This is a genomic window from Sphingomonas sanxanigenens DSM 19645 = NX02 (genome assembly GCF_000512205.2).
In the GTDB taxonomy this organism is placed as follows: Bacteria; Pseudomonadota; Alphaproteobacteria; order Sphingomonadales; family Sphingomonadaceae; genus Sphingomonas_D; species Sphingomonas_D sanxanigenens.
Genome location: NZ_CP006644.1, coordinates 5,536,388 through 5,561,383 on the forward strand (window position 1 = coordinate 5,536,388; position 24,996 = coordinate 5,561,383).

Sequence of the window (24,996 nt, forward strand, 5' to 3'; positions counted from 1 at the left end):
CGAAGCACTGGATGATCTGAATAGGTCAGATGGAGTTGTGAAACACGGAACACGTTCCAAACTTGTTCTTCCGGATACTTCGGGCTGTCCTCCAATCTTGCCGCGCAACGCCCCGGCTTCGAGTCTCGCGACCACCGGCTGCGATGAAACCGTTGTAACCGGATCACGCATTCCGCGCGGTCAGGTTCGTTGCGCAATGGCTACACCGCGCGGCAAAATTGCGACGGGCGCGAGTCCGGCTTTACAAGCGACGGCCAGTACCATCAGATTGTCGCACAGCGGATCGGAGCAGGTCATTCCTGAATGATGGTGGACGAGTCGGCGGCGGGGCCAAATCGGTGCTGACTGTTTTTTCGGGAAATGCTGCGTCCGAACGCGATGGGCGGCGGGCTGCGTGCTTTCGCCGTGGGTCGAGCGTCGGATGAAAGTGCTGCCACTCTTTCCGACGCCGGTCTATACGCAGCAGTTCGATCCGCGCGGCGCCCTCAACATTGCGTTGCGCGATGTCATATCGAACCGGCGTCGCGACGATGCCGGCGTGAACATGTCCAATGTGCGCGGCTGGCAGTCGAAGAACGACATGGTGTCGTGGGGCGGGGAGGCTGCGGCCGTGCTGGCGCGCCAGGCCGTCGATCTTGCCGGTCGCGTGACGGTGCGTCCCGACGCGCCAGCACAGCCGACGCGCTGGCAGCCGGAAATGTGGGCCAATGTCAATGAGGATGGCGATTCCAACCAGAGCCACTGGCATCCGGGATCCTATCTGTCCGCGGTCTACTATGTCGACGATGGCTATGACGGCGATCCCGACCCCGCCCTTGGTGGCGAACTGGTTTTGATCGATCCGCGCATGCCTTATCTGCGCATGCGCACGCCGGATCTGCGCCAGCGCGGCCCAGACGGCTCGGCGGACGAGCACGAAACCTGGGTGCGGCCGCGAACCGGCCTGCTCCTGGCATTTCCATCGTTTCTCCCCCATTCGGTACGTGTCTATCGGGGGCGCGGCACCCGTATCTCGATCGCCATCAACATGATCGCGTCTCCGGCGGCATGATCGCATCCTCGGCGCAGGTAAACTTGCTGTTCGCGACATCGTTGGGCGTCGGCACCGTCGCGGAGCCGGCACGCCTCAATGGCATGCTTGCGGCAGCAATCGGCGCGCGCCGCCCCGGCATCGCCGGGCGCGCAGAAATGGCGCAGGCATGGAAGTTTTCGGAGGATTTGGCGATATGGGGCGGCGAGGGGGCGGCTCTTCTTGCCGGGGAGTTACGCGCCGCCGCCGATCGGCTCACGCTTGATGTCGGCGCGCGTGAGGTGCCGCGCTATCGCTGGGACGTGACGATGACGGCCTATGTTGCGCAGAGGGGCGAAGTGGGCGAGACTTCGAAGCGGCACGACGCCTTCTGGCGTGCGCTCTATTTCATCGATGATGGCTATGCCGGCGATCGGAATGCGACCGGCGGCGAACTGGTCATCGAGGATCCGCGGCTACCTGCCCCGCTAATGGAGGATCCCGATCTGCGACTGCGCCTTCAGTTGCAGCAGGGCGGTGCGATCTATATGGAGGAGGCGGTGTTGCGGCCCGCTGCAGGGCGCCTGCTCATGCTGCCAGGCTGGCTGCGCGTGGTACACCGTCCGCACAACGGAAAGGGCGAGCGGATCTGGATATCCGCAGACCTTGTTGCGCACCGCCTTGGGGGATCATGATCCAGCCATGTCGGAGATTTTCGTCTCTCCCGAACGGCCGGTTGCGGCGCCTGCCCTGTTGCGTCTCAATCCCGATCTCGATCGCGCGCGGCTCTCCGCGCAATTCGCCGCGCACGGGCATGTCCGGGTCGAGCAGCTGTTCGCAAGCGACGCGATGGCAGCAGCAGTCCGAGATGAGCTCGAAGCGCGCGGGGACTGGGTGCAGGTCATCAACAGCGGCGACAAGATTTATGAACTGAGCCGGGAGGTGCGGTCGCAGATGTCGTTCGACCGGCTGCGTGCGCTCGACGACGCGGTGATGCTGGGCGCCCGGGATGGGTTCCAGCATCGTTACGAGTCGATCCGGCTCTGCGACGATCCTTCGGTGACGCCGCCGGCCGACAATGTCGCTGACGCGCTGACGCGCTGGATGTCGTCGAAGGAAATGCTCGACTTCGTGCGGAGGGTCACCGGGCATCCCGAGATCGATTTCGCTGACGCCCAGGCAACGTCTTATGCGCCGGGCGATTTTCTGACCGGGCATGACGACCAGGTCCCCGGCAAGTCGAGGCATGCCGCTTACGTGCTCGGCGTCACGCAGGGTTGGCGGATCGAATGGGGGGGATTGCTGATGTTTCACGACCGGCATGCATCGGCGTTTCATGGCGTCGCGCCGGGGTTCAACACGCTTGACCTGTTCCAGGTCCCCAGCGTCCACAGCGTTTCGCTGGTCAGCCCGGCGGCCGACCGCCGCAGGTTGAGCGTGACCGGCTGGCTGCGTTCGCGCGGATGAGCGGACCGGACCCGCGGCATCCGGTCGACTCGCTGCTGGCTGCCGCAGCGCAGGCATGGCACGAGAACAGACGCGAAGATGCGGTCCGCGCCTATCAGGAAGTGCTCAGGCTTTCGCCGGAGGATCCGCGGGCGCTGAATGCGCTGGGCAACCGGGTACTTGCCGCGGGCGATGCCGAAAGCGCGTGTGCCCTGCTACGGCGCGCTACCGCTGCAAATCCTGGCGCAGCGCCGATCTGGCTCAACCTGTCATTCGCGCTGCGGGCGGCAGGCGACGCAGCCAATGAGCGCGCAGCGCTTGAAAAGGCGTTGGAGATCGACCCTTATTTCGTGCTTGCGCTGCTTCACAAGGCGCAGTGGCTCGAGCGCCACGGCCGCGAGGCGGAAGCGGTTCGCGCCTATCGCAATCTGCTCGATGCCGCGCCCGCGCTGGACGCGGTTTCACCCGCAATACGGCCGATGCTCGAACATGGTCATGCGCTGGTGCAGAAAGCCGATCAGGATATCGATGCAACGATCCGCGCGGCGCTGGGCAGCCGTTCGACCGTTTCGCAGCGTCTCGAACACTGCCTCGATATATTGGCGGGTCGGCGCAGCATCTATGTCCACAAGCCGGCGGGTCTGCATTTTCCGTATCTGCCGGCCATACAGTTTTTCGATCGTGCGCTCTTTCCCTGGCTGGAAAGTTTCGAAGCGCAGAGTTCGGTCATTCTCGAGGAATTGCTGCGCCTGATTCGCGAAGGCGTAACCGGCGGTCCTTATGTCAGGGTCGCGGCCGGCGAACCGGTCAACCAATGGCGCGACCTCAACAACTCCGTCGATTGGAGCGCGGTGTTCCTTTGGAAGGACGGCAATCGGGTCGATGAGATCGCCCGACGCTGCCCTGCGACGATGGCGGCACTGGCGAAGGTGTCGATGCTCGATATCGCCGGCCGCGGTCCGACGGCGATGTTCTCGCTGCTCCGGCCCGGCACGCATATTCCTCCGCACCATGGCGTAACCAACACGCGCGCGGTCGTTCACCTGCCTCTCATCGTTCCCGCAGGCTGTCGCTTTCGTGTCGGTTCTGAGACGCGCGCCTGGCCGTCGGGTGAAGCATGGATATTCGACGACACGATCGAGCATGAGGCGTGGAACGACGGCACGGAGATGCGGGCCGTACTGATCTTCGATGTCTGGAATCCCTATCTGGACGAAGCCGAGAAAGACGCGCTTCGCGTCGTCGATACGGTTCTCCAGCGTTTCGGCAAGAGCGATGCTGGAGGATCAGGGATTTGACGCCTGCTGCTATCGCTCTTGGTAATACGTCTGGGGTTTAGTTGATTCTCATCACACGGATCGCCGTTTGATTGCCGACATTGGCAAGAAAACTGCCCATGGCTGCCCGACGGATCTTGATCGCCATTCCGCGTGCAGGGTCCCGCGCCATCGCGCGCGTATCGGTTTGTCGCCAGCGCGCACCATCCTCGAGCGTGATCGTCCAATGGCCGTCGCGCTGCGACGCTGCCGCGATCGTGGTTTCGATCTGGACGAACGCCTCTTCCTCCTGCTCGGCGTCCTTGCCGCCGCCGAAGATATCGAGCTGGGGAAGCGTCAGGCCGAAGAGCGAGCGGCGAGTCTTGCGGATCTGTTCGCGGTCCACGATCACGACGTCGCGGTTCTCGCGCGCGGTCGCGAGCGCGAAGACCTGCTTATCGTAGCATGCAAGTCGAGCGCTGTCCTCCTGGAGCGTGCGGCAATCGATCAGGCTCTGAAACGCAGCCGGAGGCGCATCGTTCGCGCCGGGCTTGGCGTCGTCAGCACGAACGGGGGGCGACCACGCCATGATCGGAATGAAGATGGCGGTTAATGCCGCATAAAATTTCACGAAACCCTCCCTGAAACCTTCGAAACGACCTGCCGCACATTCCGCGCCGTGTCGTCTCCACAACGACCAGTGTTGCATTTCGGCGACAGCCCGAAAACATCCGTCATACTGCTCTGAGCTCGGCTTTACAGGCCGAGTCCTTATCATGCATCACTCTTTTCATTGGCAAGGTGGCATCGCGCACGGGGCCCAAATGTGCGCGTCACCTATCATGGCCATGAAACACACGACCAAACATCGCGCATGCATGTTTGAGCAAAGGGGACCGCAATTGACTAAATCCTATGCTTTTCTCAGCCGTTCGGCGCTGAGTACGGGTGCCTTGGGTCTTGCGCTGATCAGCGCGCCTGCCTTCGCCCAGGATGCCGCTCCCGCCGACGGCAGCGAAGGGGATGCCATCATCGTCACCGGTTCGCGTCTTGCGCGTCCGGATCTCGAAGCGAACAGCCCGCTCAACGTCGTTACCGCGCAGGATATCTCGCTGCGCGCATCGTCGGCGAACATCGAAAACGTCCTCAACGATCTGCCGCAGGTCACTGCGGTCACCTCGTCGACCTCGAACAACCCCGGTGGCGGCGTCGCGACCGCCAACCTGCGCAACCTCGGCGGCCAGCGCACGCTCGTCCTGGTCGACGGCCGTCGTTACATGTCGTTCGACGTCACCCAGCAGGTCGATCTCAACACCATCCCGTCGTCGCTGCTCGAGCGCGTCGATGTGGTCACCGGCGGCCAGTCGGCCGTCTATGGTTCGGACGCGATCGCGGGCGTCGTCAACTTCGTCCTCAAGCGGGACTTCGAGGGTGTCGAGCTCGGCAGCTCCTACACGATGACCGAGCGTGGCGATGGCCAGATCTGGGACATCAACGGCACGATCGGTTCGAACTTCGCCGATGGTCGCGGTAACGTCACGCTGTACGGTTCGTACACGAAGCGCAAGCCGACCTTCGCTGGTGAGCGCTCATTCTCGCGCAACGCGCTGAACGACGATCAGGACGGCTCGCCGATTTACGCCGCCGGCGGCTCCCCGTCGATCCCGCAGGGGCGAGTCAACATCCCCGGCCTTGGCGCCCTGCTCGGCAACGGCGGCATCCCTGGCTGCACCAATGTCGATATCCAGGCCTTCAATCCGGATGGATCGAGCAAGTGCTATACGGCTGGCGATGGCTACAACTTCAGCCCGATCAACTATCTCCAGGTTCCGCAGGAGCGCTTCATCATCAGCGCGATGGCGGAGTATGAGATCAACGAGCATTTCACGCCCTATCTGGAAACGACCTTCGCGAACAATCGCGTTACCGCGCAGCTCGCCGCGACCCCGATCGGCAACGGCACGCCGTTCGGCGAAGGCGTCACCGGCCCGCTGACCCTGCAGGTCGACTCGCCCTTCTTTGCGCCGGCGTTCCAGAACGCGCTTGCCGCGCTGGACACCGATGGCGACGGCTATGTGTCGGCTCCGGGCTGGAACTTCCGTACGACCCAAATCGGTCCGCGCGCGAACTTCGACGAACGTAATGCGTTCCGTATCGTCGCCGGCATGAAGGGCAGCATCACGGGGGATTTCTCCTATGATGGCTACTACATGTATTCGCGCACGAAGAACTCGCAGCGTCAGCTCGGCAACGTCGCGATCGACCGCTTCCTCGCGGCGACGACGACCGCGTTCGACGCCAACGGCAACCTCGTCTGCGCCGGCGGCCAGGTGGGCTGCGCCCCCGCGAACATCTTCGGTCTGAACAATCTGAGCCAGGAAGCGATCGACTATATCTCGATCGGTGCGACCAACCTCGAGGAATATACCACTCAGGTCGCCAGCTTCGCGATCACCAACCCGAACCTGGTCGATTTCGGCGCCGGTGGTGTCGGTCTCGCGCTGGGTGCGGAATGGCGCTCGGAAAATGGCGCGATCACCCCGGACTCGTTCCTGTCTTCGGGCAACGTTGCCGGCTTCAACCCGGGTCAGCCGACCGCGGGTGGCTACAGCGTGACCGAGTTCTTCGGCGAAATCCGCGTGCCGCTGCTCAAGGACACGTTCATTCATAGCCTGGAGCTCAACGGCGCCGCCCGTTACTCCAACTATTCGAACGCGCCGGGCAACGTCTTCACCTGGTCGGCCGGCGCGAGTCTGGCGCCTGTCGAAGACCTCGTCTTCCGCGGCCAGTATCAGAAGGCGGTTCGCGGCCCGAGCGTCAACGAACTGTTCCTTGGTAACACCGTGAGCTTCGCGGGCAACGCCGATGGCTGCGCCACCGAAGCGGTGCCGACCGGCCAGCTGCGTGACATCTGTCTCGCTCAGGGTGTTCCGGCGGCGATCCTCGACGCTACGGGCGCGGCTGGCGCGACGGCGCGTCTCAACCTCGCGGATCCAAACAACGTCAACCCGCTGACCTTCCTCGGCGGCAATTCCGATCTGCAGGAAGAAACCGCGAAGACCTACACCCTCGGTGCTGTGTTCACGCCGTCGTTCGTTCCGCGCTTCTCGCTGACGGTCGACTATTACAACATCAAGATCGACGGCCTCATCCTGTCGGGTGTTGGCACGGACGTCATCGGCCGCCTCTGCTTCGATCGTTTCGAGCAGGCCTATTGTGATGCGGTCACGCGTAACTCGCTCGGCCAGATCGACAGCTTCCGTGACGGCTACGTCAACTCGGGTGGTCTGAAGACCTCCGGTGTCGACGTGACGGCCCGTTACTCGCTGCCGCTCGGCGCCGTGCTCGGCTCGGAAGACACGCGCCTGTCGTTCCAGTTCAACGGCACGCGTCTGATCAACTATCGCGTCACGCCGGTCGTCGGTCTCGACTTCGACTATCAGTGCGCCGGCAACTTCGGTGCGCAGTGCGGCGTGCCCACCCCGAAGTGGCGGCACACCTTCCGCACCTCGCTCACGACGGGTGCGCTCACGACCTCGGTCATGTGGCGTTATCTTGGGAAGGCGAACGACGACGATCCCGATACGCTGTACGGCGTGGAGCGTATGAAGGCTCAGAACTATTTCGATCTGACCACGAGCTTCGATGCCACCGACAATCTCAACCTGCAGGTCGGCGTGTCGAACATGTTCGACAAGCAGCCCCCGCTCTCGGCCAGCACGCAGAGTGGCGGCAATGGTGAGCAGAGCAACACCTTCCCGACGTTCTACGACGTTCTCGGGCGCTCGTTCTTCGTGAGCGGCAAGATCCGCTTCTGATCGAGCGAATTTAAACCTAATGACCGGGGGTGGCGTGCTTGCACGCCACCCCTTTTTTTGAGGTTCGAATGATGTCCGGCGCCGAGGCTCTTCTGGCTGACGCCTATCAGCGCTATCGTCAGGGCGATCTCGCGGGTGCCGAGCAAATCGCCCGGCAAGTCGCGGCGAAGGGTCATGAGGTCGCCGCGCTTTCCGCGCTGCTCGGCATGGTTGCATTGCAGAGCGGCCGGACGGCCGAGAGCCTGCCCCATCTGCGTACCGCGCTCGCCGATACGCCGGACAGCTTGCCGCTGCGGATCAGCTTCGCCTTCGCGCTCGCCAATACTGGTCACTATGACGAGACTCGTCGGGTCGCGGCCGTGGCGGACGTGCCGCAACTCCGCCGGATCATAGCCTTCGTCGACCAGCAGGAAGGAGCGACGCAAGCAGCAGTAGCGGGCTATCGTCGCGTGCTGGCCGATTATACTGGCGATTATGAGAGCTGGTACAATCTCGGGCTGCTCCTCTCGGAACTGGGCGAGATCGACGAGGCGGTCGAGGCATACCGCAAGGCGTTGGCCATCAACGTCCAGCCGGCATTCCACATCGCGCTATCCAAGGCATTGGCCAAGGTGGAGCGGCATGGCGAGCGTTGCGAGTCGTTGAGGGCCGCCACGGCGCGGTTCCCCGCAGATGTGCCGCTCTGCGTCGAGCTTGGGCTCGCGGAGCATGCGGCAGGCGATTTTGCCGCGGCCGAGGCCGCATTTCGCAGGGCCCTCGAACGCGATCCGCGCCATATCCCGGCCTATGTCGAATATGGCATGCTGTTGGAAGCGCTGAACCGGCTCGATGCGCTCGAAGCACTCGTCGCGTCGGCGCGCGCTGCGGGGCTCGATGCGCCGGCGATCGGTTTCATAGAGGCTTGGCTGCTCAAGCGCCGCGGGCGCTTCGCAGAGGCGCTACCGCTCGCAGAGGCCGCCGTCGGCGGCGTCAGCGCCGGACGGCGCGCACAGCTTATCGGCGAACTCGCAGACCGGATGGGCGATGCCGATCGCGCATTTGCGGCCTTCACGGAGATGAACCGCCTCTCGGCAGAGGGCCCGGCTAGCGCCTATGCCCGCGCGCAGGATTTTCCGGGCCATGTCAGGTCGACGATCACGCGATTGACTGCCGACCGCGTTGCCGCCTGGTCCCGTGCCGAGCCATCGCCCGGGTTGACGGCGCCGGTCTTCATCGTCGGCTTTCCGCGTTCCGGCACGACCTTGCTCGATACGCTGTTGATGAACCTTCCCGAACTCGATGTGCTCGAAGAAGAGCCGATCGTGGAGCGGATCGAGGCGATGATCGATTTAGACAGCACCGCGATCGACACTTCGACATCCCGCGACATCGATGCGTTTCGCACGACCTATTTCGATCTACTGTCAAAAATTCGTCCCGATCGCGACGAGAAGCGGCTCATCGTCGATAAATTTCCGATGAATCTCGTTCGCACGGCGCTGATCGGTCGCATCTTTCCCGACAGCCCGATCGTGTTCGTGGAACGGCATCCTTGCGATGTCGTGCTGAGCTGCTTCATGGCGCGTTTCCAGATCAATCGTGCGATGGTGCAGTTCCATGATATCGAAAGCGCGGCCAAACTCTATCATCTGTCGATGGAGGCCTGGACGCGGACCGCGGCGTTGCTGCCGTTACGGGTTCACCACGTTCGCTACGAGCGCATGATAGCCGATCTCGACGGAGAGATGCGGGCATTGCTCGCCTTCCTCGACCTGCCTTGGCGCGACACGGTTCTGGACAATCGGACGAGCGCGGCGCGGCGGGTTCATATCGCTACGGCGAGCTATGCACAGGTGGCAGAGCCGATCCATGCAAGGGCGTCGGGGCGATGGCGCCGCTATCGACGTCACCTCGAACCGGTCTTGCCTATTCTCACCCCCTGGGTCGAGCGTTTCGGCTACAGCCTCGACTGACCGGCTCCTGCGCATCCACTGCCTCAGTGCCCCACCACCGCGCGGCCGGTGCGCATCTGCGCCGCGCGGTCGGCGCTTTCCGCGGCGATCGCGTCGGCCTCTTCCTGAAGCGTGATGGCATCGTCGTGCGCGTCCGGCTCCAGCGTCAGCGCGCGCTCCATGCCATAGGCCTCGACATTGTCCGCCGACACGCGGACCTCATCCGGTACGTCCGGGCCGCGAGCCGCCTCGCTACACGCCCCGAGCAGCGCCAGGGGCGCCAGAAGATGCAGGATACGCAACATGCGAAAATCTTACGGCCCAATCCGCGGGCGGCAGGTGATGCAGGTCACAGCAAGGCGGCGATTTGTGCGGCGCCATAAGGCTTGGAGAGCGTCCGTATCCCCCGAAAGCGCGTCTCATCCGACACCGCCTCGCCATAGCCGGTCGCGAAGATGAAGGGGATGTCCGCGCTCACCAGCCGTTCGGCCACAGGGGCGCTCGTCTCGTTGCCCAGATTATAGTCGAGCACCGCGAAATCGACCGCCTCGGCGTCGAGCAAGGCCATCGCCTGGCGCACATTGGCGGCGGTGAGCACGCGGCTGGCACCCAGCGCGCGCAGCGCATCCTCGCCATCGAGCGCGATGATCATGCTGTCCTCGATCAGCAGCACCGTCTTGCCGTCCAGCGGCCGGGTCGCCGGTTCCGGCGTGGCGGGGGCGCGGCGCGCGTCGATCGCGGTGGAGACCCCGGCGATGTGGCGCGCGGGAATGACGAACGACGCTTCCAGCCCCTGCAGCCGATAGGCCAGTTTGGCCTCGCCGCCGAGATCATAGGGCACCGATCGCTCGATGATGGTGCTGCCGAAGCCGCGGCGCGTGGACGCCTGGACCGGCGGGCCATCGCGTTCGATCCAGTCGAGGCGCATCGCGCCCCCGCCGTCGATCGTCCAGCGGATCGTCACCGTGCCGCTGTCGCACAGCGCGCCATATTTGGCGGCGTTGGTCATCAGCTCGTGGACGACCAGCGCCAGCGTGGTGAACGCCGTCGGGTGGAGCAGCACGTTCGGTCCGTCGAGATGGACATGGTCCCGCCGCACGCCGGCATAGGCGCCCAGTTCGATCTCGATCAGGTCGGTCAGCCGCGCCGGGCCCCAGCGATCGGCGGTCACCTGGTCGTGTGCGCGCGCCAGCGCCTGCACGCGATGCTCCAGCGTGGCCGTGAACTGCTCGACCGTTTCGGCGCTGCCGCGCGTCTGCGAGATCAGCCCGCGGATCAGCGAGAGGATGTTGCGCACCCGGTGATTGAGCTCGGCGATCAGCAATTCCTGCCGTTCATGCGCGCGCTGCCGCTCGCTGCCGGCTTCCTCGCTCATCCGGATGAGCACTTCGAGCATGCCGGTGCGCAAGGTTTCCGCGACGCGGCGTTCTGCGGTGGTGAAGGGCATGCTGCTGCCGCGCACCAGTTCGCTCCACGCCTCGAAGCTCTTGCGCGGCGTCAGCCGCGGGCCGTTTGGGCCATAGTCGATCGGCTTTTCGGGCCTGCCCGCCCAGCGCACCGATCGCAGCCGTTCGCTGCGGAACAGCACGATATAGTCGCGCGGGCTGCGCGACAGCGGGATCGCGATCAGCCCGGCGGCGATGTCGGCATAGTCGGCGGCCTCGGGCAGGATCGTCGCGATGCTGTCGGTGGCGAACACCTGGCTCGATGCGAGCCGGTTCAAATGCTGCGCGAGCGCCAGGAACTGCACGGCGTTCGGGGTAAGCCCGCTCAGCGCGGTCGCGCCATTGAGCAACACCCCCACCCCGTCGGAGGGGATCGTGTCCGCCACGACCTCGCCCAGCCAGTCGGCATTGGCGAGCAGGTCGCCATGTTCCGCGACGGTGGCCATCAGCCGGTCGGTCACCGCGCGCGCGCGCGTCTCGTAATCCGCCGCCTCGCGCCGCTCGCGGCTCTCCAGCATCAGCGCGAACATCTGGCCGAACAGTTCGGCGGCCGTGCGGTTGGCGAAGCTGGGCAGGCGCGGCGCATGATGGTGGCAGGCGAACAGCCCCCACAATCTGCCCTCGACGACGATCGAGATCGACAGCGACGCGGTGACGCCCATGTTCTTCAGATATTCGACATGGATCGGCGAGACTGCACGCAATACCGACAGCGACTGGTCGAGCGGCCTGCCCAGCGCATCGAGCGTCGGCATGATCGGCACCGGCGTCGCGCCGACATCGGCGATGACCCGGAAGATGCTGCGCAGATAGAGCGTGCGCGCCTGCGCCGGAATGTCGCTGGCCGGGTAGTGCAGCCCAAGGAAGCTGTCGACGCCGGGGCGCAGCGCCTCCGCCACCACCTCGCCTGCGGCCTGATCGTCGAAGCGATAGACCATCACCCGGTCGAAGCCGGTCACCGCGCGCACCTGCCGCGCGCCTTCGCGCAGGAAGGCGGCCATGCCGTCGGCCTGCGCGAGCCGGCCGACCATTGCGCGCACCAGCCCGGCCGCCTCGACATCCTCGACGATCGCCGGTTCTGCCTCGATCACGATCGTGCCAGCGGAGATATGGACAGCGACGTCGAACGGGGGGCGGTCTGCCGCCAGCATGATATCGAAAAGCCGTTCCACCGCGTCGGGACCGCGCAGCATCGCCATGCGATTGCGGATCGCATGGATCGCCTCGGCGCCGATTACGGCGCCCGCGGGCTGCCCCAGGATCGTCGCCGCGTCGACGTCGAGAAAGTCGCCGATATTGGCCGAGACCCGCGAAACCAGCCAGTCGCTGGTCAGCGCGATCAGGAAGCCGAACGGCTGGACCAGAGCCGGCACATGGATGGGCTCGCGGTCGCAGTTGGTGAGATCGACCTGGAAGGCGGCCGCGCGATCAGCCAATCGCTGCGTCCATCGCCGCCGCGCGGCGATAGGCGGCGAACATCGCGTGCGCGCCGCGCGTCGCCGCAGCGCGCCATGCGGGGCCGGTGTCGGCCGCATCGAGCGCGGCGAGCAGCCGTTTCCAGCCGCCCGGCGGATGCGTGGCCGAGAGATAGGCGGTGGGCAAGCCTTCGGGTACCGACCGCGCGAGCATCACCCCGCCCAGCCGGGAGCCCTCGATCACATAGAGTGCGCCCCACCGCTCGGCGATGTCGGCGGGTGGTGCAAGATCGACTGTGGCGGGCATCGCAGCACCCAGCGCGGCGAGATCGGCGGCGAGCCCATCCGCGCGGGGCTGCCAACCTGCCACCAGCGACGCGGGATCGATCAGCCGTTCGGCGATCGGCAGGATGCGGGCGTGCGCCATGAGAAAGCGGCGATAGGCATCTACCGTATCGAAGCCGAAAGCCCCAAAGGCGGCATCCACCGCGTCATGGCCTGCGCGGGTCGCCAGACGCAGATGGAGGTGGCAGGGTGTCGGGGTATCATCGACCCCATAAGGTCCCGACGTTTTGCGGGCCGCAGCCATCTCTTTCATCGCTGCGGACCCTAGCAGAGGCGCTTGATGTGTAAACCTTGGCCATCCTGATCCTGATCAAGTGCCGCTGGTCGAACCGCATCGTGCATGCCTATGATCTCGCTTGTTCCGGAGCCTTGCTCCGGTTATTCGGTTGCGACAGAGATCGGAGGTGCAGCCATGGCCTACGCGATTCACGTGAACGGTGTCGAAAGAACGGTGGAGGCGGAGGACGATACGCCTCTGCTCTGGGTGCTCCGCGATGAGCTTGGGCTGACCGGCACCAAGTTCGGCTGCGGCGTCGCCCAATGCGGGGCCTGCACCGTCCACCTCGACGGCAAGCCGCTGCGCTCCTGCGCGATGCCGGTGTCGATGCTGGGCGATCGCAAGGTCACCACGATCGAAGGCGCGAAGGGCAGGGAGGCCGAGGCGGTCAAGCGCGCCTGGATAGCGCTTGACGTGCCGCAGTGCGGCTATTGCCAGTCCGGCCAGGTGATGAGCGCGACGGCGCTGCTCAGCCGCATCCCCAAGCCCAGCGATCGCGACATCGATCTCGCGATGAACGGCAATATCTGCCGCTGCGCCACCTATGTCCGCATCCGCGCCGCGATCCACGCGGCCGCCAAATCGCTGGAGGGCTGATCGATGCGCATGCTCATCGAAACCGAACTCAGCCGGCGCGCGGTCATCGCCGGCGCGGGCGGGCTCGTCATCGCACTCAGCCTGCCGCCGATGGCGGCGCGCGGGCAGGCGCCCAAGGCGCCGCCGCCGCCCGATCCCAATGCCTTCGTCCGCATCGCCACCGACGACAGCGTGACGGTGATCGTCAAGCATATCGAATTCGGCCAGGGTCCCTATACCGGCCTTGCGACCTTGCTCGCCGAGGAACTGGATGCGGACTGGTCGAAGGTCAGCGCCGTCTCCGCGCCCGCCGACGTGCGGCTCTATGCCAATCTCAACATGGGCATCCAGGGTACCGGCGGCTCCTCGGCGATCGCCAACAGCTTCGACCAGATGCGCCGCGCCGGCGCGATGGCGCGCGCGATGCTGGTCGCGGCGGCAGCGGCGAAATGGCAGGTCGATGCCGCGTCGATCACCGTCGCCAACGGCGTGATCCGCCATGCCGCCTCGGGCCGCCAGTCCGGCTTCGGCGCCTTTGCGGAGGCCGCGGCCAAGCTGCCGCCGCCGCCCAACGTCACGCTCAAGGATCCGGCGCGCTTCGCGCTGATCGGCAAGGACCGCGTCGGCATCAAGCTGGACAGCGCGGCGAAGAGCGATGGCAGCGCGACGTTCGGCATCGACATCCGGGAACCCGGCATGCTCACCGTCGTCGTGGCCCGGCCCGATCGCTTCGGTGGCAAGCTGGCGCGCTTCGATGCGGCCGCGGCGCTCGAGGTGAAGGGGGTCGTCGCGGTCAAGCCGATCCCCACCGGCGTTGCGGTCTATGCGCGCAACAGCTGGGCGGCGCTGAAGGGGCGCGCCGCGCTGACCGTCGAATGGAACGATGCCGCCGCCGAGCAGCGCGACAGCAGTGCGATGTTCGCCGACTATGCTGCCCTGTGCCGCACCCCCGGCCGGCAGGTGAGCGCGCATGGCGATGCGGAGGCGGCGCTCGCCACCGGCGAGGTGATCGAGGCGGAGTATCATTTCCCCTTCCTCGCGCATGCGCCGATGGAGCCGCTCGACGGCTATCTGCAATGGGATGGCAAGCGCGCATTGCTGCGCACCGGCAGCCAGTTGCAGACGGGCGACCAGGGCGCCGTCGCCAAGGTGCTGGGCCTCAAGCCCGAGCAGGTCGAGATCGACACGTTGCTGACCGGCGGCAGCTTCGGCCGTCGCGCACAGCCCGATTGCGAGCTCGCCGCCGAACTGGCGGAGGTGGCCAAGGCGATCGGCCCCGGCACGCCGGTGAAGCTGATCCGCACCCGCGAGGACGATATCCGCGGCGGCTATTACCGGCCGATGTTCGTTCACCGCCTGCGAGGCAAGGTGGAAGGCGGCAGGATCACCGCCTGGTCGAGCACGCTCGCCGGCCACAGCTTCATCAAGGGATCGCCGTTCGAGGGGATGATGAAGGACGGGCTCGATCCGACGATGACCGAGGGGGCCTCGAACCCGCCCTACGCGATTCCGGCGTTCCGCTGCGGTGTCCACGCGCCGGAAACGCGGGTGCCGACCTTGTGGTGGCGCTCGGTGGGTCACACCCACACCGGCTATGCGGTGGAATGCTTCGTCGACCAGCTGCTTGCCGCCGCCGGCAAGGATCCGGTGACGGGACGGCTGGAGATGATGGGTGAAGAGCCCCGCGCCGCGGGCGTGCTGCGCGCGGTCGCCAAGCTCGCCGACTGGACGGGCCCGAAGCGCGGTGAGGGCCGCGCGGCGGGCGTCGCGGTGGTCGAGAGCTTCGGCAGCTTCGTCGCGCAGATCGCCGAGGTGTCGCTCGACGTCGATGGCCTGCCGAAGGTCCACAAGGTCTGGTGCGCGGTCGATTGCGGCATCGCGGTCAACCCCGATGTGATCCGCGCGCAGATGGAGGGCGGCATCGGCTATGGCCTGGGCCATGCGCTGTTCGGCGAGATCAGCCTCGCTGCCGGCCGCGTCGAGCAGGGCAACTTCAACGATTATCGTTCGCTGCGGATCCACGAGATGCCCGAGGTGGCGGTCGTGATCCTTCCCTCGATCGAGAAGCCGACCGGCGTCGGCGAGCCGGGCGTGCCCTGCACCGCGCCCGCGGTCGCCAATGCGATGGCGGCGCTCGGGCGACCGAGACCCAGCCGCCTGCCGATGGTGAGGCAGGTATGATGGCGCCCCGCATCATGGCGCTGACCGGCATCGCCCTCGGGCTGGGTCTCGCCGGTGCCGGCATCGCGCGGCAGGCGGCGACGCCTGCCCCTGCCCGTGCCCCTGCCGCCGCGCTCAAGCCGGCCTCCGCCTTCGCCGGCATCGCCGACCGTACCGCGCGCTCGGTGGCGCTGTTCGAGGAAGCGGGCAAGGTCATCCGGCACCCGCGCTGCGTGAATTGCCATCCGCGCACCGATCGGCCGCTGCAGACCGACGCCGGCACGCCGCACCAGCCGCTGGTGGTGCGCGGTGCGGACGGCCATGGCGCGCCGGGGCTGGAGTGCCGGACCTGTCACCAGCTCACCAACGTCGATTCCGCGCGCGTTCCCGGCCATCCCGACTGGCACCTCGCCCCCGCCTCGATGGCATGGGAGGGCAAGTCGCTCGGCGACATCTGCCGCCAGATCAAGGACCGCGCGCGCAACGGCAACAAGTCGCTGACCGAGATCCACCATCATATGGCGGAGGATTCGCTCGTCGGCTGGGGCTGGAACCCCGGTGCCGGGCGTACGCCGGCACCGGGTACGCAGGCCGAGTTCGGGGCGCTGATCAAGGCGTGGATCGATACCGGAGCGGCCTGCCCGGCTTGAAGACCCCCTCCGGCTTGCCCGCGAGGGGAGAAAGTCAGACCAACGCCAGAAACCGCGCCGCGGCGTCGAAATCCGCGCGCCGGGCCGCGCGCGCGCGTGTCGCGAGCGCGTCCTCGCCCCATTGTTCTTCCTGCCACAGCTCGTCGAGGTGCGTCGCGTTCCAGGCGCCGTCGGCGTCGATAACGCCCTCGTCGAGCGCCAGCGCGGTTACCAGCGAGCCGCCGATCGTGATGATCGGGGAAAGTGCCGCGAGGCGGAAGGCATCGCGCGCGCGCGTCGCGTCGGCGAGGCATTCGACCGTGGCCGGCGGTTGCGGGCGATGGATGATGCCGGTGGCGAGGGTGAAGCCGATGTCGTAGCGGCCCGCCGCCCAGTCGAGCAGCGGATCCCACGCCGCTGCCTGCCGCGCGACGAGCGGGGCGGGGCTGTCCGCACGGTAGCAGAGCAGGTCGGTCTCGGCGTAGCTGGCAAGACCGTCGGCAAAGCACCGCGGGTTCGGCGCGATGCGCTCGACCGCAGCGTTGGCTAACCCGGTCAGCCGCATCGCGCGCGGATCGATCTCGCCGGTCACCGCGCGCCATTCCTCGGCGATCGCTTCGGCCAGCGCGGCGGTCGGCACGATCAACGCCAACCAGCCGGGGGTGCGCACCGGCCGACCGTCGAGCCGGATCGCAAGGCCCTCGGCGTCGGCGACGACCCCGACCTCGGTCCAGAAGCGCTTCATGGCTGCTTCTTCCAGTTCCGCACGAGGATGGTGGGCAGCAGGATCACCTCGAACGCGCCAAGCGCGAGCAGCAGCCCGCCGATGATCTCGGCGGGCTCGACCAGCCGCCTGCCCACCACGACCGCGCCGGCCAGCGCGATGATCGCGCCGCTGAAGCGGATCAGACTGAGCAGCACGAAGCGCGATCGCGCGCGCATCTCGGCCGCTGCAGCATCGTCTTTCGGGCTGTTCATCGACGCTCCAGCAACTCGGCGAGTTGGGCGGGGTGGTCGGCAACGGCGTGCGCACCGAGCGCGGTGAGTTCGGCCGGCGCGTGATAGCCCCAGCCTACCCCCAGCGCCCGTGTGCCCGCCGCAAGCGCCATCAGCACGTCATAGCTGGTGTCGCCGATCATCGCGCTGGTCTCCGGCGCGGCACCGGCGTCCGCCATCGCCTGCACGATCATCGACGGATGCGGCTTGGAGGGGTGGCGATCGGCGGTCTGCAGCGAGATGAAATGGCCGGTCAGGCCATGATGGTCGAGCACATGCGCGAGGCCGCGGTCGGACTTGCCGGTCGCCACCGCGAGCAGCCACCCATCGCCGCGCAGCCGGTCGAGCAACGCGGCGATGCCGTCGAACAGGGGTTCTTCCACCAGCCCTTCGGCGCGCAGCCGCCAGAAGGCGGCCTTGTAGTCCGCGGCGAGCGCGCGGTGCAGGTCGTCCTCGGCGTCGGGCAGCAGGGAGCGCATCGCCTCGACGAGGCTGAGGCCGACGATGCGGCGCGTCGCCTGCCGCTCGGGCGCGGGCAGGCCGGCGCTGGCGAAGGCAGCCTCCATCGCCAGGCAGATATTGGCCTGGCTGTCGACGAGCGTGCCGTCGCAGTCGAAAATCGCGAGGCGGTTCACGGCTTCCTGCCGCCCCCGGTCTCGCCGCCCGACCCGCGTGAGCGCCGCTCGCCGCGCCGCTCCTTGCGTACCGTCTTGGCATGCGCCTTTGCCTTGGCCTTCAGCTGCGCGCGCGTGGGTGGCGGCGGCCCGTCGTCGAGCGGGATGTCGCCCAGCGCCGGATCGAAGCCCAGGCTCGACAGCGTTTCGGCGAAATGGTGCGGCAGCTCGGCAATCATGTCGACGCGGCCGCCATCGGGATGATCCACGCGGATGCGCCGCGCATGGAGATGCATCTTGCGGCTGATCGAGCCGCTGAGAAACGCTTCCTGCCCGCCATATTTGCCGTCGCCGACGATCGGGTGGCCGATCGCCGCCATGTGGACGCGAAGCTGATGGGTGCGCCCGGTGAAGGGCTGCAGTTCCACCCAGGCGGCGCGGTTGCCGGCGCGCTCGATCACGCGATAGCGGGTGCGCGCGGGGCTGCCTTCCTTTTCGTCGACATGCATCTTCTCGCCGCCGGAGCCCGGCTGCTTGGCGATCGGCAGTTCGACCATGCCGTCCTCGATCGAGGGCACGCCGGTGATGATCGCCCAATAGACCTTGCGTGCGGTGCGGCTGGAAAAGGCCTTGGCGAAATGCGCCGCGGCGCGCGCGGTGCGCGCGATCAGCAGCGCCCCCGACGTATCCTTGTCGAGCCGGTGAACCAGCTTGGGGCGGCCCTCGAGGTCGTAGGACAGTGCATCGAGCAGCCCATCGACATGCTCGTGCGTCTTGGTGCCGCCCTGCGTCGCGAGGCCCGGCGGCTTGTTGAGCACGATCGCCTGCGCATCCTTGTGGATCACCATCGATCGCGCCAAGTCGATCTGGTCGTCGCTCAGCGGCGCGCGCTGGCGCTTGGGCCGCGCGCTCGTCGTGGCGGCGGCGGGCTCCGCCGGCGGCACGCGGATGGTCTGGCCGGCCTCGATCCGGTCGCCTTCCTTGGCGCGCTTGCCGTCGACGCGCAGCTGGCCGGTGCGCGCCCAGCGCGAGACCGTGCCGAAGCTGATGTCGGGCAGATGCCGCTTGAACCAGCGGTCGAGCCGGATGCCGTCATCGTCGGCATCGACGGTGAACTGGCGGACGTCGCTGCTGCTGGCTGTGGTGGCGCCGCTCATGGCAGCGCCCTCGTCACCTGAAGGCCGACGAACAGCGCCATGAGCGCCCCCGCGACCGAAAGCAGTGCATAGCCGATGGCGCCACCGGTCTGCCCTCGTATGATCATGTTGGCAGTCTCCAGTGTGAACGCCGAAAAGGTTGTGAAGCCGCCGAGCAAGCCGACGCCGAGCAGGAGCCGCCAAGGCTCCGCCGTGGCGTTGCTGCGCGCCAGCACGCCGGCCAGCGCGCCCATCAGCAGCCCGCCGACCAGGTTGGCAGCCAGCGTACCCCAGGGATAGCCGGGGCCGAACCAGCCGAGCATGAGACGGCCGAGATGATAGCGGGCGGCGGATCCGATCGCGCCGCCCAGCATGACGAGTAATGTGGCCTGCATCCCTGGCCCTTAGAGCAAGTCGTGCAAGAAATGAACAAGCTCGGCGCAGAAGCGTCCGTCGCGGCCTTGCCACCCGCGCCGCCAGTCGTCATTGCCTCGGTGCGATGGCGGCGGCGGACATATCCGAACCCGGGGGGGAACCCTGGTTCACGGTCGACGGCAACCGGCTGCGGCTGCTCGACAGCGGGCCGTTGCGGCTTGCCGCGCTGCTGCGGCTGATCGCCGGCGCGGGCGAGTCGCTGCGCGTCCTCTATTACATCTATGAGGACGACGATGCCGGACGGCAGGTCCGCGACGCGCTGATCGCGGCGCGTCGCCGCGATGTCGCGGTCTCGCTGATCGTCGATGGGTTCGGGAGCGATGCGGCGGCGGACAATGATTTCTTCGATCCGCTGGAGGACGCCGGCGTCGCGGTCTGCCGGTTCATTCCCCGCTTCGGGCGGCGCTACCTGCTGCGCAACCATCAGAAGCTGGCGCTGGCCGATGGCGCGCGGGTGATCGTCGGCGGCTTCAACGTGTCGGACGATTATTTCGGCACGGCCGAGCAGCAGGCGTGGCGCGATCTCGGCCTGTGGCTGGAAGGACCGGCGGCGGGACGGCTGGCGGGCTATTTCGACGCGCTGGCGGACTGGTCGGGGCGGCCGAAACCGCGGTTGCGCGATCTGGGATCGGCGCTGGAGGGCTGGAGCGAACCGAGCGGGCGGGTGCGCTGGCTGCTGGGTGGCCCGATGCGGCGGCTGAGCCCCTGGGCGCGCGCGGTGAAGCGCGATATGAAGCGCGCGCGTCGGCTGGATATGATCGCTGCCTATTTCGCGCCCAACCCGGCGATGCTGCGGCGGCTGGACCGGATCGGCAAGCGCGGCAAGGCGCGGGTGGTGACCGCCGCCAAATCGGACAACACCGCCACGGTCGCGGCCTCGCGCTTCACCTATGCCGGGCTGCTGCGCAAGGGCGTGCGGATCTTCGAGTATCAGCGCACCAAGCTGCACACGAAACTCTTCGTGATCGAGAATGCCGTCTACCTCGGTTCGGCCAATTTCGACATGCGCAGCCTTTATCTGAACCTCGAGCTGATGCTGCGGATCGAGGACCGCACCTTCGCGGATCGCATGCGCGCCTATGTCGATGAAGAGATCGCGGCGAGCGCGCCGGTGGATGCCGGCTGGATGAAGGCCAACGGCGGGCCGCTGAACCATCTCAAATGGGCGCTCGCCTATTTCCTTGTCGCGGTGCTCGACTACAATGTCACCCGGCGGCTGAACTTCCGTGTCTCCGGCCAGCCCGGCGACGAGGGCTGACGAGCCGGGCGAACAAGGACTATGCGGGTCATGAACGGAAACGGTTTTCGCACCCTGCCGCTGGCGGTGCTCGGTATCGCGGCGCTGCTGCTGTCGGGATGCCTCGCCCGCACCGCGGTAAACGTCGTCACATTGCCGGTGAAGGCGGGCAGCAAGGCGGTGGACTGGACCACCACCAGCCGGGACGAGGCGGACCGAAACCGGGGGCGCAAGATGCGCAAGCAGGAAGAGCGCGAAGCCAAGGAGCGCAAGCGCGCCGAGCGCGAAGCGCGCAAGGCACGGGAACGCGACGAGGATTATTGACGCGCGCTTGCGAAGGCGGCACCATCGCTGGCTCCATCATCATTCGTCGCGTGGCGCTTGACAGACTCAGAATCGGGCTATAACGCCCCCTGACCCCGAAACTCCGGCCTACCCGGCGGCGACTCCGTGCGCCCGTCGGTCGTTCGTGCTGGATGGCTTCGGGGTGGCAAAGCGTCGAGATGGAGTGGTCGCCAACCGCTCCGTGGAGCAGGAGAAGTATACAGTGGCACGTATTGCGGGTGTCAATATCCCGACCAACAAGCGCGTTCTGATCGCGCTGACCTATATTCACGGCATCGGTCCGGCGAAGGCCAAGGAGATCACCGCGAAGCTGGGCATCGCGCCCGAGCGTCGCGTGCAGGATCTCTCCGATCAGGAAGTCCTCCAGATCCGTGAGGCGATCGACGCGGGCTACACCGTGGAAGGCGACCTGCGTCGCCAGACCGCGATGAACATCAAGCGTCTGATGGACCTGGCCTGCTATCGCGGCCTGCGCCATCGCAAGGGGCTTCCGGTCCGCGGCCAGCGCACGCATACCAATGCGCGCACCCGCAAGGGCAAGGCGAAGCCGATCGCCGGCAAGAAGAAGTAAGTCGCCGCAGGGTGGCTTACTGCGCCGGACACAGGATTTCCGGCTCTCCAGAGATATAGGTAGGACCGAAAAATGGCACGCGAACCCCAGCGCATCAAGCGCCGCGAGCGGAAGAACATCACCTCGGGCGTCGCGCATGTGAACGCCAGCTTCAACAACACCATGATCACCATCACCGACGCGCAGGGCAATGCGATCAGCTGGTCGTCCGCCGGCATGATGGGCTTCAAGGGCAGCCGCAAGTCGACCCCGTACGCCGCGCAGGTCGCGGCCGAGGATGCCGGCAAGAAGGCCGCCGAACATGGTGTTCGTACGCTCGAAGTCGAGGTCAAGGGCCCGGGTTCGGGCCGTGAATCGGCCCTGCGCGCGCTGCAGGCCGTCGGCTTCCAGATCACTTCGATCCGCGACGTGACCCCGATTCCGCACAATGGCGTGCGGCCGTCGAAGCGCCGCCGCGTCTGATCTGAACCTTGAGGGGGCCATGTATGGCCCCCATTTCCCGTATCCGGCCGGTGTCCGCCCAACCCCGGCCCAACCCCAAGGGGAAGCCAATGTCCGTGAACGCCAAGAATTGGCAGGAACTGAAGAAGCCGAACAGCCTGGAGAAGAAGGCCGGTGGGGGCGATCCCCGTCGCAAGGCCACCTTCATCGCCGAGCCGCTCGAGCGTGGCTTCGGTCTGACGCTCGGCAACGCGCTGCGTCGCGTGCTGCTGTCGTCGCTGCAGGGGGCCGCCGTGACCTCGATCAAGATCGAGAACGTGTTGCACGAGTTCTCGTCGCTGGCCGGCGTGCGCGAGGACGTGACGGACATCGTCCTGAACGTCAAGCAGATTGCGCTCAAGATGCAGGGCGAGGGGCCGAAACGGCTGCAGCTTTCGGCGACCGGCCCGGCCGAGGTGACCGCGGGCATGATCGCGGTTTCGGGCGACATCGAGGTGATGAACCCCGAGCTCGTCGTCTGCCATCTCGACGAGGGCGCGACGCTCAACATGGAACTGACCGCCGACATCGGTAAGGGCTATGTTCCCGCCGCTTCCAACCGCCCGGCCGATGCGCCGATCGGTCTGGTGCCGGTGGACGCGCTCTACTCGCCGGTGCGCCAGGTGGCCTATAAGGTGGAAAACACCCGCGTCGGCCAGGAACTGGACTATGACAAGCTGACGCTGACCGTCGAGACCGATGGCACGGTCACGCCGGAAGACGCGGTCGCCTATGCCGCGCGCATCCTGCAGGACCAGCTCCAGCTGTTCGTCCACTTCGACGACGCGATCGCGCCCGTCTCGCAGCCGGTCGGCGTCGCCGCCCAGGCGTCGGGCGAGACCGAAGGCGACAGCAACCAGCTCAACCGCTACCTGCTCAAGAAGGTGGACGAGCTCGAACTGTCGGTGCGCAGCGCGAACTGCCTCAAGAACGACAACATCATCTATATCGGCGATCTGGTTCAGAAGACCGAGGCGGAGATGCTGCGGACCCCGAATTTCGGCCGCAAGTCGCTCAACGAGATCAAGGAAGTCCTCTCCAGCATGGGCCTGCGCCTCGGCATGGAGATCCCCGGCTGGCCGCCCGAGAACATCGAGGAAATGGCCAAGAAGCTGGAACAGGACATCATGGCCTGATCGGACGGGGCCGGGGGCCTCGCGCGTCCGGTCCGGTTCAAAAGGGGTTTGGGCGGCACCCCATATTGCCGCCTGGCCGGGCGTACCTGATACGGCTCCCGGACGAACGTGAAGGAAGAAGACCATGCGTCATCGCGTTGGCGGCCGTAAGCTGCAGCGTACCTCGTCCCATCGCGCGGCCCTGTTCCGCAACATGGCGGCGGCGCTCATCAAGCATGAGCAGATCACCACCACCGTGGCGAAGGCGAAGGAACTCCGTCCCTACGTCGAGAAGCTCGTCACCCTCGCCAAGAAGGGTGGCCTCGCCAACCGTCGCCTGGCCCATGCGCGCCTCCTCGACGACGCCCAGCTCGTGAAGCTGTTCGACGTCCTGGCGACCCGCTATGCGGACCGCGCCGGTGGCTATACCCGCGTCATCAAGGCCGGCATCCGCGCGTCGGACGCCTCGCCGATGGCGATCATCGAATTCGTCGACCGCGACGTGAGCGCCAAGGGCCAGGATTCGGGCCCGGTGCAGGGCGACGAGGAGCTGGACGAGGCGGCCTGATCCGCACCGTCGGCTTTACGAACAGGAAAAGGGGCGTCGCGAAAGCGGCGCCCCTTTTTCGTTGCGGCGCGCGGTAAGACGCCGGTCGTCATTCCCCAAATCGGACCACCACATTCGGCCCCGGTCGTTCCCCGTTCCGCACCGCCGAAACCCCCTCAAAACCCTCCCAACGCACCGTCCCCAACCGGCCGAGATCCCGATAGCGCCCCTCCAGCCGGAACCGGTCGATCACGAACGGCAGCCCCTCGCCGCCCAACGGCTCCGCCCGATCGGCGACATGAAAATGCAGGTGCGGTCCGGTCGAATCCCCGGTGAACCCCAACCTGCCGATGACGGCACCGCGCCGCACCCGATCGCCGGCGCGGACGCGCAGGCTGCCCGGCTGCAGATGCTCGTAGATTGCATAGCGGCCCGGCCCGATCTCCAGCGCGACATAATTGCCCGCGGCATCCTCCAGCGGATGTGCCGGGTTGGCCGAGATCGTCGCGTTCTCCGGCACATCGCCGCGAATGGCGGCGACGACGCCCTCGGCAACCGCCAGCACCGGCGCGCCATAGCCAAGCGCGGCGTCGGTGCGATCGGCATCGCCCCGTGCGATCCGGCCCTCGGCGTCGACGCGCACCCAGTCGATCGCGAAGCGGCCGGGAATGCGGGCGCGGCCGTCGACGGCATAGACGACGCGGCGATGTCCGCGGGGCCAGTCGGGATGATGGATCGCCACCCACGGGCCGCCGGCAAGGGGTGGGCCGACGGTGATCGGCGCGGCGGGACCGACGAGGATGTCGGGCGGGGTGATGATCCCCGGCGCGCCATCCTGCACGATGCGGTGGCGCAGCCGCCTGGGCGCCGCGCCCTTCGGCCGGTCGATCTCGATATAGACGATCGCGCGCCCGCCCGGCGGGATCGCACCCGCGCCGCCGACGATCTGCGTGCGGGCGGCGAGCGCCGCATCGGCGAAATGCGCGAGCCGCGCGCCGCTGGCGGGGTCGACCACGGTGATGCTCCGCAGCGTCGCCGGCCGATCGCCGAACGGGGTGAGGTGGAGCTCGTAGACGAGCTGGTCGCGTCCTTCGACCGTCACCGGCGCCGGCGGCCGGGGGACCGCCACGTCCAGCGACTGGCGAAGGCCCGCGCCCGCAGGGGTGGCGAGCATCACGGAGGCCAGCAGCAGGAGGGGGCGGATGGCCAACTT

Annotated in this window: 25 protein-coding genes and 1 pseudogene; 16 read left to right on the plus strand and 10 right to left on the minus strand. The window is 66.8% G+C overall.

Annotated features, from left to right (window positions below; translation table 11 throughout):
• The first annotated feature begins 421 nt into the window (after positions 1 to 421).
• The 5 genes and pseudogenes from NX02_RS25390 (at position 422) to NX02_RS33765 (ending at position 3,753) form a co-directional block, all read left to right on the plus strand.
• Positions 422 to 1,051: a putative 2OG-Fe(II) oxygenase gene (locus NX02_RS25390; protein WP_025294970.1), complete on the plus strand. Its 630-nt coding sequence runs from the start codon at positions 422 to 424 to the stop codon at positions 1,049 to 1,051.
• Positions 1,048 to 1,704, plus strand: coding sequence for a 2OG-Fe(II) oxygenase family protein (locus tag NX02_RS25395; RefSeq protein ID WP_025294971.1), 657 nt, complete (start codon positions 1,048 to 1,050; stop codon positions 1,702 to 1,704). Before NX02_RS25390 ends, NX02_RS25395 begins: the two co-directional genes overlap by 4 nt.
• 7 nt (positions 1,705 to 1,711) lie before the next feature.
• The gene (locus NX02_RS25400; protein ID WP_025294972.1) at positions 1,712 to 2,476 is read left to right on the plus strand and encodes a 2OG-Fe(II) oxygenase; all 765 of its coding nucleotides are present in this window, start codon (positions 1,712 to 1,714) and stop codon (positions 2,474 to 2,476) included.
• A pseudogene (locus NX02_RS34125) lies at positions 2,473 to 2,787 on the plus strand (tetratricopeptide repeat protein); the annotation flags it as partial. The gene NX02_RS25400 and the pseudogene NX02_RS34125, both read left to right, overlap by 4 nt.
• A 147-nt stretch (positions 2,788 to 2,934) precedes the next feature.
• Entirely contained in the window at positions 2,935 to 3,753 is an 819-nt protein-coding gene (locus NX02_RS33765) for an aspartyl/asparaginyl beta-hydroxylase domain-containing protein (RefSeq protein WP_245648698.1), read from the plus strand.
• Positions 3,754 to 3,790: 37 nt separating this feature from the next.
• Here the strand turns inward: NX02_RS33765 and NX02_RS25410 are convergent, their stop codons facing one another.
• Positions 3,791 to 4,342 carry a hypothetical protein gene (locus NX02_RS25410; protein WP_025294974.1) on the minus strand — a complete coding sequence of 184 codons (552 nt, stop codon included), beginning with the start codon at positions 4,340 to 4,342 and terminating at the stop codon, positions 3,791 to 3,793.
• A gap of 271 nt (positions 4,343 to 4,613) precedes the next feature.
• Between NX02_RS25410 and NX02_RS25415 the strand changes: the two genes are divergently transcribed.
• Both NX02_RS25415 and NX02_RS25420 read left to right on the plus strand, forming a co-directional pair.
• Positions 4,614 to 7,529 carry a TonB-dependent receptor domain-containing protein gene (locus NX02_RS25415; protein WP_025294975.1) on the plus strand — a complete coding sequence of 972 codons (2,916 nt, stop codon included), beginning with the start codon at positions 4,614 to 4,616 and terminating at the stop codon, positions 7,527 to 7,529.
• 68 nt (positions 7,530 to 7,597) lie between these two features.
• Positions 7,598 to 9,481: a tetratricopeptide repeat-containing sulfotransferase family protein gene (locus NX02_RS25420; RefSeq protein WP_053000713.1), complete on the plus strand. Its 1,884-nt coding sequence runs from the start codon at positions 7,598 to 7,600 to the stop codon at positions 9,479 to 9,481.
• 23 nt (positions 9,482 to 9,504) lie between these two features.
• Here NX02_RS25420 and NX02_RS25425 read toward each other — a convergent pair whose 3' ends face one another.
• The 3 genes from NX02_RS25425 to NX02_RS25435 are packed head-to-tail and all read right to left on the minus strand — an operon-like array spanning position 9,505 to position 12,909.
• Positions 9,505 to 9,765, minus strand: coding sequence for a hypothetical protein (locus NX02_RS25425; protein WP_039996834.1), 261 nt, complete (start codon positions 9,763 to 9,765; stop codon positions 9,505 to 9,507).
• 44 nt (positions 9,766 to 9,809) lie between these two features.
• Positions 9,810 to 12,341 (minus strand): HWE histidine kinase domain-containing protein, encoded by a 2,532-nt coding sequence (locus NX02_RS25430; RefSeq protein WP_039996835.1) that lies wholly within the window; start codon positions 12,339 to 12,341, stop codon positions 9,810 to 9,812.
• Positions 12,334 to 12,909, minus strand: a complete 576-nt coding sequence (locus tag NX02_RS25435) for a biliverdin-producing heme oxygenase (RefSeq protein ID WP_245648699.1) — start codon at positions 12,907 to 12,909, stop codon at positions 12,334 to 12,336. The genes NX02_RS25430 and NX02_RS25435 overlap by 8 nt, the downstream gene beginning before the upstream one ends.
• Before the next feature lie 168 nt (positions 12,910 to 13,077).
• Here NX02_RS25435 and NX02_RS25440 point away from each other — a divergent pair, with 168 nt between their 5' ends.
• Genes NX02_RS25440 through NX02_RS25450 form a run of 3 tightly spaced genes read left to right on the plus strand, consistent with a single transcriptional unit; the run spans position 13,078 to position 16,328 of the window.
• The gene (locus NX02_RS25440) at positions 13,078 to 13,539 is read left to right on the plus strand and encodes a (2Fe-2S)-binding protein (RefSeq protein WP_025294978.1); all 462 of its coding nucleotides are present in this window, start codon (positions 13,078 to 13,080) and stop codon (positions 13,537 to 13,539) included.
• A gap of 3 nt (positions 13,540 to 13,542) precedes the next feature.
• The gene (locus tag NX02_RS25445) at positions 13,543 to 15,699 is read left to right on the plus strand and encodes a xanthine dehydrogenase family protein molybdopterin-binding subunit (RefSeq protein WP_025294979.1); all 2,157 of its coding nucleotides are present in this window, start codon (positions 13,543 to 13,545) and stop codon (positions 15,697 to 15,699) included.
• Complete coding sequence (locus NX02_RS25450; RefSeq protein WP_245648700.1) at positions 15,696 to 16,328, plus strand: Isoquinoline 1-oxidoreductase subunit; 633 nt, start codon at positions 15,696 to 15,698, stop codon at positions 16,326 to 16,328. Before NX02_RS25445 ends, NX02_RS25450 begins: the two co-directional genes overlap by 4 nt.
• A 34-nt stretch (positions 16,329 to 16,362) precedes the next feature.
• On the opposite strand, the gene NX02_RS25455 is transcribed toward NX02_RS25450, so the two are convergent.
• The 5 genes from NX02_RS25455 to crcB are packed head-to-tail and all read right to left on the minus strand — an operon-like array spanning position 16,363 to position 19,448.
• Complete coding sequence (locus NX02_RS25455) at positions 16,363 to 17,052, minus strand: ATP12 family chaperone protein (protein ID WP_025294981.1); 690 nt, start codon at positions 17,050 to 17,052, stop codon at positions 16,363 to 16,365.
• Complete coding sequence (locus NX02_RS25460) at positions 17,049 to 17,285, minus strand: hypothetical protein (RefSeq protein ID WP_025294982.1); 237 nt, start codon at positions 17,283 to 17,285, stop codon at positions 17,049 to 17,051. Before NX02_RS25460 ends, NX02_RS25455 begins: the two co-directional genes overlap by 4 nt.
• Positions 17,282 to 17,938 (minus strand): HAD-IA family hydrolase, encoded by a 657-nt coding sequence (locus NX02_RS25465; protein ID WP_025294983.1) that lies wholly within the window; start codon positions 17,936 to 17,938, stop codon positions 17,282 to 17,284. Before NX02_RS25465 ends, NX02_RS25460 begins: the two co-directional genes overlap by 4 nt.
• On the minus strand, positions 17,935 to 19,074 hold the full coding sequence (locus tag NX02_RS25470) for an RluA family pseudouridine synthase (RefSeq protein WP_025294984.1): 1,140 nt from the start codon (positions 19,072 to 19,074) through the stop codon (positions 17,935 to 17,937). Before NX02_RS25470 ends, NX02_RS25465 begins: the two co-directional genes overlap by 4 nt.
• Positions 19,071 to 19,448, minus strand: coding sequence for a fluoride efflux transporter CrcB (gene crcB, locus NX02_RS25475; RefSeq protein WP_025294985.1), 378 nt, complete (start codon positions 19,446 to 19,448; stop codon positions 19,071 to 19,073). The genes NX02_RS25470 and crcB overlap by 4 nt, the downstream gene beginning before the upstream one ends.
• Before the next feature lie 104 nt (positions 19,449 to 19,552).
• Here crcB and NX02_RS25480 point away from each other — a divergent pair, with 104 nt between their 5' ends.
• The 6 genes from NX02_RS25480 (at position 19,553) to rplQ (ending at position 23,804) form a co-directional block, all read left to right on the plus strand.
• The gene (locus NX02_RS25480; RefSeq protein WP_211258252.1) at positions 19,553 to 20,746 is read left to right on the plus strand and encodes a phospholipase D-like domain-containing protein; all 1,194 of its coding nucleotides are present in this window, start codon (positions 19,553 to 19,555) and stop codon (positions 20,744 to 20,746) included.
• 30 nt (positions 20,747 to 20,776) lie between these two features.
• Positions 20,777 to 21,049 (plus strand): hypothetical protein, encoded by a 273-nt coding sequence (locus NX02_RS25485; RefSeq protein WP_025294987.1) that lies wholly within the window; start codon positions 20,777 to 20,779, stop codon positions 21,047 to 21,049.
• Between the two features lie 223 nt (positions 21,050 to 21,272).
• Positions 21,273 to 21,641 carry a 30S ribosomal protein S13 gene (rpsM, locus tag NX02_RS25490; RefSeq protein WP_025294988.1) on the plus strand — a complete coding sequence of 123 codons (369 nt, stop codon included), beginning with the start codon at positions 21,273 to 21,275 and terminating at the stop codon, positions 21,639 to 21,641.
• Between the two features lie 72 nt (positions 21,642 to 21,713).
• A complete protein-coding gene (gene rpsK, locus NX02_RS25495; protein ID WP_025294989.1) occupies positions 21,714 to 22,103 on the plus strand; it encodes a 30S ribosomal protein S11 in 390 nt (129 codons plus the stop codon).
• A gap of 89 nt (positions 22,104 to 22,192) precedes the next feature.
• Positions 22,193 to 23,257 carry a DNA-directed RNA polymerase subunit alpha gene (locus NX02_RS25500; protein ID WP_025294990.1) on the plus strand — a complete coding sequence of 355 codons (1,065 nt, stop codon included), beginning with the start codon at positions 22,193 to 22,195 and terminating at the stop codon, positions 23,255 to 23,257.
• A gap of 124 nt (positions 23,258 to 23,381) precedes the next feature.
• On the plus strand, positions 23,382 to 23,804 hold the full coding sequence (gene rplQ / locus NX02_RS25505; RefSeq protein WP_025294991.1) for a 50S ribosomal protein L17: 423 nt from the start codon (positions 23,382 to 23,384) through the stop codon (positions 23,802 to 23,804).
• Between the two features lie 88 nt (positions 23,805 to 23,892).
• On the opposite strand, the gene NX02_RS25510 is transcribed toward rplQ, so the two are convergent.
• On the minus strand, positions 23,893 to 24,993 hold the full coding sequence (locus tag NX02_RS25510; RefSeq protein ID WP_025294992.1) for a M23 family metallopeptidase: 1,101 nt from the start codon (positions 24,991 to 24,993) through the stop codon (positions 23,893 to 23,895).
• Between the last annotated feature and the right edge of the window lie 3 nt (positions 24,994 to 24,996).